We start from the raw sequence: 8,305 nt of genomic DNA, 5'->3' as shown, positions 1-8,305 counted from the left end.
CACGCCCAGCGCGGCTCGTGTTCGTGGCAGCCGTGGTCCACCGGCACCGGTCGTGGGGGGCCGCCCGCCCCGGTGCCCGGCCGGCCCGCGCCGCCACCCGGCCGGGGCGGGGCCGTACCTGCGAAAAGAGCCGTTGAACCGATCGGCCGCACCCTGCGTGTATGCGGTGACATATCCCGACGGAGGAGTGGGCGGATGGCAGGGACACGATCCAGCGCCCGGCAGGGTGCGGCCGACGAGGCACTGATCCGGACCCTGTACGAGGAACACGGCGGGGCGCTGCTCGCCTACGCGATCCGGCTGACCGGCGACCGGGCGGCCGCCGAGGACGTGGTGCAGGAGACCCTGATCCGCGCCTGGCGGCACCCCGAGGCGCTGACCGAGGCCCGCGGGTCGGTCCGCGGCTGGCTGCTGACGGTGGAACGGAACCTGATCACCGACCGGTTCCGCGCCAGGGCCGCCCGCCCGGCCGAGGTCGCCGAGGTCTCCGAGGCGATGGCGACCGTACCCGTGCAGCGCGACCACGCCGACACCGTGGTGGAATCCCTGGTGATGATGGAGGCGTTGGAACAGCTCTCGCCCGACCACCGCGCCGTGCTCGACTCCATCTACTTCCAGGGCCGCTCGGTCGCCGAGGCCGCCGAGCAGCTCGGCGTCCCCGCCGGGACGGTCAAGTCCCGCGCGCACTACGCGCTGCGGGCATTGAAACAGTCGTACGCGGGCAGGACGGGGACGTTGAAGGGAGCGGTCGCATGAGCACCGGGCAGCACGATCAGAGCGCCGACCTCCTCGGCGCCTACGTCCTCGGCGCGCTGGAACCGGACGAGGCGGGTTCGGTGGAGCAGCATCTGCTCACCTGCGCGCCATGCCGGAACGAGGTGGCCGAGATGCAGGACCTGGAACGGATGCTGGGCGAGGTGCCACCCGAGCTGTTCATGGAGGGCCGCCCCGAGGGCGGCGACCTGCTGCTGCAGCGCACCCTGCGGCAGGCCCGCTCGGAGCGCGGCGCGCGTCAGCGCCGGCGCTGGGCGGCGGTGGGCGCGGCGGCCGCGGTCGTCGCGGCGGCGGTGCTGGGCGGCGGGGTCCTGCTGGGCAGGGCCACGGCGCCCGACCGGGCCCCGGTCGCAGTCGGCCCGGCGCCGTCCGGCGTCGCCTCGCCCCCGGCGGGAGCACGTACGGCCTCACTGACCGACCCCGGGACGGGCGCCCGGATGGCGGTGACGATGACCCCGGCGGCCGGCTGGGTCCGGGTGAACGCCGCGGTCGCCGGGATCCCCGCCGGCCAGCGCTGCCACCTGGTGGTCAACGGCCGCAGTGGCGCCAGGGTGGACGCGGGCAGCTGGCTGGTCTCCCCGGCCGGCGCGAAGACGGGCACCAAGCTGGACGGGTCCGCGCTCGTCGCACCGGCCGACGTCGAGTCGGTGTCGGTCGTCAGCGAGTCCGGGCAGACCTTCGTGACGGTGCCGGTGTAGGCGGCCCGGACGGGCGGCGGCGCCGCGCGGGGACAGCGCTCCCGCAGGTGCCGCCGACCGCCGCCGGAGCCGCGAAGTACGCAGCCGCACAATCGAGGTGATGGACCGGCAGGACCGTTCGGCCCTGGCTACGCTGCGATCCATGATGATCAAGGCTGTGGTGTTCGACGTCGGCGAGTGCCTGGTGGACGAGACGAGGGAGTACGGCACATGGGCGGACTGGCTCGGCGTACCGCGGCACACCTTCGTCGCCCAGTTCGGCGCGACGATCGCGCAGGGGAGGGATTACCGGGAGACCTTCCAGGTGTTCCGGCCGGGATTCGACCTGGACGGCGAGCGGGCGAAGCGGGCCGCCGCCGGCCGGCCGGAGACCTTCGGGGAGGAGGACCTCTACCCGGACGTCCGGCCGGCGCTCGCCCGGCTCCGCGCCGACGGCGCCTGGCTGGGGATCGCCGGGAACCAGACGGCACGCTCCGGCGCCATCCTGCGGGACCTGTTCGCCAAGGACGTGGACCTGATCGCCACGTCCGAGGACTGGGGCGCCGGCAAGCCCGACCCGGCCTTCTTCGAACGCATCGCCCTGGCCGCCCCGGTGGCACCGGGTGAACTCCTCTACGTCGGTGACCGCCTCGACAACGACGTCCTGCCGGCGCTGTCCGCCGGCATGCGGACGGCGCTCATCCGCCGGGGGCCGTGGGGCTGGATCCAGCGGCACCACCCGGCCGCGGCCAGGTCGACCTTCCGCATCGACTCGCTGGCCGAACTCGCCGACAAGGTGGCGGCGTTCAACGCTGCAGTGTGCTGATCGTCGAGGACCAGCTGTACAGCCGGTCGTCGACGCGCCGCACGTCGGCGCGGTCCTGCCACTCGGTGAGCGCCCGCCGCGCCTCCCGGACCCGCTCCATGCCGGTGGCGTACCAGGTCACCGCCAACTGGTCCAGGGACTGCTCCAGGCGGGCGCAGGCCGCCTCCACCCGGCCGGACCTCGCCTCGACCATGGCGAGGTCCCCGAGCACCACGCTGCGTTGCTTGCGGTCCGAGGCGGGCAGCGCGTCGAGGACGCCCTCCAGGGTCGTCCGGGCCTGCGGGAGATGACCGGCGGCCAGCTCGGTGTTCCCCTTGAAGGCGGCCAGCCGCACCGGCGAGAACCAGGTGAACCAGGCCGGGCTCGGCGGCCGTTCGGCGCCCTCGGCGAGGACGTCCTCGGCCCGGCGGAGCATGGCCAGTGCCGCGCGGTGGTCCCCGCAGCGGGTGAGGCACTCGGCCTCGACGGCGTCCAGCCAGGCGAGCAGGTCGGCGGAGGCCGGGCCGCGCCGGGCGTACGTCCGGGCGGCCTGCATCCGCTCCGCGGCGTCCTCGCGGCGACCCGCCCAGCCGGGGACGAACGCCAGGTGGGCCAGGATCGCGGCGCCGAGGAGCGAGTCGTCCGCCTCGCCGGCCGCCTGGAGCGCCCGGAGGTAGGTGCCGTCCGCCTGCTCGGGTCGGCGCAGGTCGAAGAACTGGATGCGGGCCGCGAGCAGCAGCGACTCGGCGAGGGCGGCGGCGAGGATCCGGCGGGCGACACCGGTGGTCTCGCCGAGCAGCGCCGTGCCGAGGACGGCGTGCTCGGCGACGGCCTGGTGCAGCGTTGCGGGTGCCACCGACCAGTACATCCGCCGGTGCGCCTCGGTCACCACCGCGTAGTCGGAGCCGATGGTGTCCGGCTGGGTGCCGGCGGTGCGCGGCGACGGCAGGGCTGCGCGCACCGGTGCGGCGGCGACGGCGGGCAGCGGCGGGACGGCGTCCGGCGCGGTGCCGTGGCCGTCCCACGGGGCGCGGAAGCCGAGCTGTTCGACCGGCAGCCGCAGCACGTGGACGAGCAGCCGCTGGTAGTCGGCGCGGGGCCACCCGGGGGTGTCGGACTCCCAACGGGCGATCTGCCGCGGGCTGATGCCCACGGCTCCCATGCCGAGCTCGCGGCCGGCCTGCCGCAGGGCGAGCAGGAGCGCTCGCTGGCTGCTGATGCCGGTGGCCTGCCGGGCGGCCTTGAGGGCGACGTTTCCAGTGGAGCGGGTCACGGACACCTCCCGGAGTGACGGTGTCCCAACGGTAGCCCTGAACATGCCGTTTGGGGAGGACGGGCTGCGCCCGAGCCCGGTAGCGGCACCGAAGAGGCAGTCAAACGGCATGGGCGCGGCATTCAGGTCGCGGGCCGGAGGACCGACGATGTCCTCATACCGCACCGGCGGGTGACCGTCCACTGCGCACCGGAGGAGGAGGGGCAGCCATGTCCGAGCTCGACCCGCTGCTTCAGCAGACGCACCTCACGGAGGATCAGGCCGCGGGGCGGGCCTGTGTCAGCCAGACCTGCGAGACCCCGGGGGCCAGCCTGACCGTCGAGGAACAGCTCACCGTCCGGGTCGACGGCGTCGTCCGGGTGCTGCCGGTCCGCCGTTGCACGCCCTGCAGCCTCAAGCAGCGCGGCTACGTGGTCATCGCCAGCAGCGACCGCGGCGGCATCCGGCCGACGGGGTCGGCACCCGACCGCCCGGGCGGCACCTGAGGGCGCCCGACCGCGCCCCCTGGACGGGAGGCCCGGCCGCAGGCGACAGTGGGCGTCGGCGTCCGCCGGCATCCGGTCGCGGCGCCGTACCCCGGGAGGCGCCGTGACCATCCACCACCTCGACTGCGCGAGCATGGCGCCGGTCGGCGGCCGGGCGCTGCTCGGCGCCGGCGGCCGGCTGACCGGCCGGCTCGTCGGCCACTGCCTGCTGGTCGAGACGGACGGCGGCCTGGTCCTGGTCGACGCCGGGTTCGGGACGGCGGACGTCGCCGAACCGGGCCGCCTCGGCCGGGCCTTCCGAGCGGCCACCCGGCCGCGGCTCACCCTCGAGGGCACCGCCCTGCAGCAGGTCCGCGCCCTCGGCCACGACCCGCGGGACGTCCGCCACATCGTCCTCACCCACCTCGACCCCGACCACGCGGGCGGGCTCGCGGACTTCCCGCAGGCCGAGGTCCACGTCTTCGCGGACGAGTTGTCGGCCGCCCGGGAGCTCGCCACCCGCGGTGAGCGCGACCGCTACCGTCCGGCGCAGTGGGCGCACGGCCCCCGCTGGGCGGAGCACCGGACGGCGGGGGAGTCCTGGTTCGGCTTCGAGGCGGTCCGTCCGCTGGCCGGCACCGCGCCCGACGTGCTGCTGATCCCGCTCCGCGGCCACACGCGCGGGCATGCGGCGGTGGCCGTCCGCCGCGGCGGCACCTGGCTGCTGCACTGCGGCGACGCCTACTTCTCGCACACCGAGATCGACCCGCTCGCCCCGCACTGCCCGCCCGGCCTGCGGGTGTTCCAGCGGCTGATGGCCGTCGACGACCCGGCCCGGACGCACAACCGGGAACGGCTGCGCGACCTGCTCCGCACCCGCCCCGACGAGGTCGTGCCGTTCTGCTCCCACGACCCGCACGAGTTCGACCGGCTGAGCGGGGCGGCGGAGCCGGACGCGGTGGACACCGCGCACCGCCCCGCACGCTGAGGCCCGCCGCCCCTCGGGGACGGCGGGCCCTGGACGACCGCTCAGCGGCGCGGCAGCTTCCAGCCCGGGCGCGGGAAGTGGCAGGTGTAGCCGTTCGGGAAGCGCTCCAGGTAGTCCTGGTGCTCGGGCTCGGCCTCCCAGAAGTCACCGAGCGGCTCCACCTCGGTGACCACGCTGCCCGGCCACAGTCCGCTCGCCTCGACGTCCGCGATGGTGTCGAGCGCCGTGCTGCGCTGCTGCTCGTCGGCGTAGTAGATCGCCGAGCGGTAGCTCTCGCCGATGTCGTTGCCCTGGCGGTTCTTCGTCGTCGGGTCGTGGATCTGGAAGAAGAACTCCAGGATGTCGCGGTACGACGTCCGCTCGGGGTCGAACAGGATCTCCACGGCCTCCGCGTGCGACCCGTGGTTGCGGTACGTGGCGTTCGGCGTCGTACCGCCGGAGTACCCGACGCGGGTGGCCGTCACCCCGGGCTGCTTGCGGATCAGGTCCTGCATCCCCCAGAAACATCCGCCGGCCAGTACTGCCTTCTCCGTGCGCTGCGCCATGGTCCTCTCCCTGTCGGGTCGATCTTCGGTCTGCCGCCGAGCGTACGCGGCGGGCCCGTGCCCCCGGCGGCTGCCGGGACCGGCCCGCCCCTGACGCTGCGTGCTCAGGGCCGGTACGGCGGGGCGACGCCCCAGCCCCAGTGCGGGACGGGTGCGTCGGTGACGGGCCGGGCGCCGGGCCGGGAGTTCGCGAGTGCCAGCCGGGTGCCCCACTCGATATAGCCGACGAAGGCGGCCCGAAATTCCGGGTCGTCCGGCAGCTCCGCCTCGTCGGCGGCATCGAGCAGCAGGCTGATCCAGCGGCGGCGCTGGGGCTCGGTGATGGCCTTGCCCAGGTGCTGCCCCAGCATGTGCGGGTAGCCCCCGCGCTCGGCGGTGTAGCGGTCCGGGCCGCCGAACACCTCGCCCAGCCACATCGCCACGAACCGCGGATGGCCCGGATCCATTCCGGCGAACAGCGGCCCGATCAGATCGTCCTTCAGGACGCGGGCGTAGAAGCGCTCGGTGAGCCGCTCGAGGGCGGGGGCGCCGCCGGCCCACTCGTACAGGGTGGGGACGGACCCTCCGGGCCCGGCCACGGCGGTGCGTTCGTAGTGGCGCATCTCCTCGATGTCGGGGACGAACGGGCCGATCTCGGCGAGGAAGTCCCGGAAGGCGGGGCTGCCGCGGAATCCCGTGGTGTGGTCCTCGGCCGAGGTCCAGACGATGCGCAGGACGTAGCACTCGGGCTCGTCGGTGCTGCGGGTGAGCTCGTACTCGACGCACTGCGGTGCGGCGGCCCCCCGGGCCCCCCCCCCGCCGCTCCATCGCCAGGCGGGTGAGCGACCAGCGCCGGGCCAGGTACCGGCGGGTGATCAGGGGCAGCTCGGGGTGGGTGCCGAGCCAGCCCTCGCCGGCGGCGAGCAGCTTGTCCACCTCGTCGGGCGCCACCCAGTAGTGCTTGGCCCCGTCGAGGACCGGCAGCAGGACGTAGAGCTGGGTGAGTGCATCGGCGAGCCGGGCGTCCCCGGTCAGCTCGACCCGTACGTACCGGGACTCGCCCCACTCGGGGAAGACCTCGTCCAGCGGGACGGCCGCGGCGTCGACCTGCCACCCGAGCGGCTCGAACAGCCGCCGCACCAGGCCCGGGCCGCCGCCGTCGCCGGCGCCGTTGGCGGGGACCGCGGGCAGCGAGATCCGCAGGGGCAGCGCATCGTCGGCCCGGCCGGGGAGCTTGTCGCAGACGCCCTTCATGGCCGTGCGGAACACCGTCCGCAGCGCCACCGCGAGCAGCGAGGACGCCGCGTACGGCCGGTCGTTGACGTACTGCGCCAGCGCGAGGTCGGGAGAGCCCGAGCGCCCGCGGCCGCGTCCCTGGCGGACCAGGGCGACGGGGTCGACGTCGAGGAGCAGGGCCGCGGTGCAGGCGTGGTCCGTCGCCTCCGGGTAGAAGACGTGCGCCACGCCGTGCGAGGTCGAGAACCGCTGGACCTTCTCCGGGTGCTTGTGCAGCAGAAAGCCCAGGTCGGTGGCCGGGCGATCGGCTGTGGCCGTGGTGGAGATCGAGATGAACACCCGCCCGAGTATCGCGGACCGACGATCAACAGGTCATCGGGTTTTGTACGGCCCGGACCGCCCCGGCGACCGGCCCCCTCACGGCGGCGGTCGGCCGAGCGGGCGGGCGGGGCGCCGCGCGGCACGGTGCCGGAACGCGCCCGTCCGCACGGTGAGAGCGTTGGCCGGGGCCGCCCGGGATTGGTTAACGTGCACCGTGTGACTGCTGAAACCTCCTCCACCACCCGCGGCGCCGTCGCGGCCGGCCTGGCGACGATCGCGGCCGACGGCACCGTCCTCGACACGTGGTTCCCCGCGCCCGAGCTGACCGCCGAGCCCGGCCCGGCCGGCACCGTGCGGCTGACCGCCGAGCAGGCCGAGGCCGAGCTCGGTGCCGGTGCCGCCGAGGCGCTGCGCACCGACGCCCGCCGTGGCGTCGAGGTCGTCGCGGTGCGAACCACCATCTCCTCGCTCGACGACAAGCCGCTCGACGCGCACGACGCGTACCTGCGGCTCCACCTGCTGAGCCACCGGCTCGTCCGGCCGCACGGCCAGAACCTGGACGGCATTTTCGGCCTGCTGGCCAACGTCGCCTGGACCAGCATCGGCCCGGTGCCGGTGGCCGGCGTGGAGCAGGCCCGACTGGCAGTCCGCGCACAGGGCGGCCAGCTGGCCGTCTACGGGATCGACAAGTTCCCGCGGATGACCGACTACGTCGCGCCCGCCGGTGTGCGGATCGCCCACGCCGACCGGGTGCGCCTCGGCGCCCACCTCGCCGAGGGCACCACCGTGATGCACGAGGGCTTCGTCAACTTCAACGCCGGCACCCTCGGCACGTCGATGGTCGAGGGCCGGATCAGCGCCGGCGTCGTCGTGGGCGACCACAGCGACGTCGGCGGCGGCTCCTCGATCATGGGCACCCTCTCCGGCGGCGGCAAGCAGGTCGTCTCGGTCGGCGAGCGCTGCCTGCTGGGGGCCAACGCGGGTATCGGCATCTCGCTCGGCAACGACTGCGTGGTCGAGGCGGGTCTGTACGTCACCGCCGGGACCCGGGTGACCACCCCGGACGGCAAGGTCGCCAAGGCCGTCGAGCTGTCCGGCCAGGACAACCTGCTCTTCCGCCGGAACTCGCAGAGCGGCGCCGTCGAGGTCATCGCCCGGTCCGGCTCGTGGGGCGGGCTGAACGCGGAGCTGCACGCGCACAACTGATCTCCAGTGCTCCGGGCGGGCCCGGGCGGCGTACCTC

The 8,305-nt window shown here is 74.7% G+C and carries 9 protein-coding genes and 1 pseudogene; 6 read left to right on the top strand and 4 right to left on the bottom strand.

The features are described 5' to 3' along the window. Window positions 1–195 precede the first annotated feature (195 nt). The 3 genes from ACFV0G_RS29340 to ACFV0G_RS29330 all read left to right on the top strand — a co-directional run bounded on the left by ACFV0G_RS29340 (window position 196) and on the right by ACFV0G_RS29330 (window position 2,277). On the top strand, window positions 196–756 hold the full coding sequence (locus tag ACFV0G_RS29340) for a sigma-70 family RNA polymerase sigma factor (RefSeq protein WP_380554540.1): 561 nt from the start codon (window positions 196–198) through the stop codon (window positions 754–756). Beyond that, the gene (locus tag ACFV0G_RS29335; protein ID WP_380554537.1) at window positions 753–1,472 is read left to right on the top strand and encodes an anti-sigma factor family protein; all 720 of its coding nucleotides are present in this window, start codon (window positions 753–755) and stop codon (window positions 1,470–1,472) included. Before ACFV0G_RS29340 ends, ACFV0G_RS29335 begins: the two co-directional genes overlap by 4 nt. Window positions 1,473–1,617: 145 nt before the next feature. Further along, a complete protein-coding gene (locus ACFV0G_RS29330; RefSeq protein WP_380554546.1) occupies window positions 1,618–2,277 on the top strand; it encodes an HAD family hydrolase in 660 nt (219 codons plus the stop codon). Here ACFV0G_RS29330 and ACFV0G_RS29325 read toward each other — a convergent pair. Beyond that, window positions 2,258–3,529 carry a transcriptional regulator gene (locus tag ACFV0G_RS29325; RefSeq protein ID WP_380554534.1) on the bottom strand — a complete coding sequence of 424 codons (1,272 nt, stop codon included), beginning with the start codon at window positions 3,527–3,529 and terminating at the stop codon, window positions 2,258–2,260. The genes ACFV0G_RS29330 and ACFV0G_RS29325 overlap by 20 nt on opposite strands. Window positions 3,530–3,738: 209 nt before the next feature. Here ACFV0G_RS29325 and ACFV0G_RS29320 point away from each other — a divergent pair, with 209 nt between their 5' ends. After that, window positions 3,739–4,014, top strand: coding sequence for a hypothetical protein (locus ACFV0G_RS29320; RefSeq protein ID WP_380554531.1), 276 nt, complete (start codon window positions 3,739–3,741; stop codon window positions 4,012–4,014). A 103-nt stretch (window positions 4,015–4,117) separates the two neighbouring features. Then, window positions 4,118–4,981, top strand: coding sequence for an MBL fold metallo-hydrolase (locus tag ACFV0G_RS29315; RefSeq protein WP_380554527.1), 864 nt, complete (start codon window positions 4,118–4,120; stop codon window positions 4,979–4,981). Window positions 4,982–5,022: 41 nt separating this feature from the next. On the opposite strand, the gene msrA is transcribed toward ACFV0G_RS29315, so the two are convergent. From msrA to ACFV0G_RS29300, 3 genes and pseudogenes are all read right to left on the bottom strand, one after another. Beyond that, on the bottom strand, window positions 5,023–5,526 hold the full coding sequence (gene msrA / locus ACFV0G_RS29310; protein ID WP_380554543.1) for a peptide-methionine (S)-S-oxide reductase MsrA: 504 nt from the start codon (window positions 5,524–5,526) through the stop codon (window positions 5,023–5,025). A 104-nt stretch (window positions 5,527–5,630) separates the two neighbouring features. Continuing rightward, entirely contained in the window at window positions 5,631–6,128 is a 498-nt protein-coding gene (locus tag ACFV0G_RS29305; protein WP_380554524.1) for a group II truncated hemoglobin, read from the bottom strand. Between the two features lie 196 nt (window positions 6,129–6,324). Further along, a pseudogene (locus ACFV0G_RS29300) lies at window positions 6,325–7,080 on the bottom strand (3' terminal RNA ribose 2'-O-methyltransferase Hen1); the annotation flags it as partial. A 198-nt stretch (window positions 7,081–7,278) separates the two neighbouring features. On the opposite strand from ACFV0G_RS29300, the gene dapD reads away from it, so the two are divergent. Beyond that, the gene (dapD, locus tag ACFV0G_RS29295) at window positions 7,279–8,268 is read left to right on the top strand and encodes a 2,3,4,5-tetrahydropyridine-2,6-dicarboxylate N-succinyltransferase (RefSeq protein WP_380554521.1); all 990 of its coding nucleotides are present in this window, start codon (window positions 7,279–7,281) and stop codon (window positions 8,266–8,268) included. The last annotated feature ends 37 nt before the right edge of the window (window positions 8,269–8,305 follow it).

Origin of the sequence: Kitasatospora sp. NPDC059571, from assembly GCF_042735675.1 — a bacterium.
In the GTDB taxonomy this organism is placed as follows: Bacteria; Actinomycetota; Actinomycetes; order Streptomycetales; family Streptomycetaceae; genus Kitasatospora.
This window is presented reverse-complemented; position numbering and strand designations above follow the sequence as displayed.

What these genes read in the sequence shown, in the direction of transcription:
- ACFV0G_RS29340 (WP_380554540.1), top strand. Translation starts at nt 196, where the DNA reads ATGGCAGGGACACGATCCAGCGCCCGGCAGGGTGCGGCCGACGAGGCA.
- ACFV0G_RS29335 (WP_380554537.1), top strand. Translation starts at nt 753, where the DNA reads ATGAGCACCGGGCAGCACGATCAGAGCGCCGACCTCCTCGGCGCCTAC.
- ACFV0G_RS29330 (WP_380554546.1), top strand. Translation starts at nt 1,618, where the DNA reads ATGATCAAGGCTGTGGTGTTCGACGTCGGCGAGTGCCTGGTGGACGAG.
- ACFV0G_RS29320 (WP_380554531.1), top strand. Translation starts at nt 3,739, where the DNA reads ATGTCCGAGCTCGACCCGCTGCTTCAGCAGACGCACCTCACGGAGGAT.
- msrA (WP_380554543.1), bottom strand. Translation starts at nt 5,526, where the DNA reads ATGGCGCAGCGCACGGAGAAGGCAGTACTGGCCGGCGGATGTTTCTGG.
- ACFV0G_RS29305 (WP_380554524.1), bottom strand. Translation starts at nt 6,128, where the DNA reads ATGCGCCACTACGAACGCACCGCCGTGGCCGGGCCCGGAGGGTCCGTC.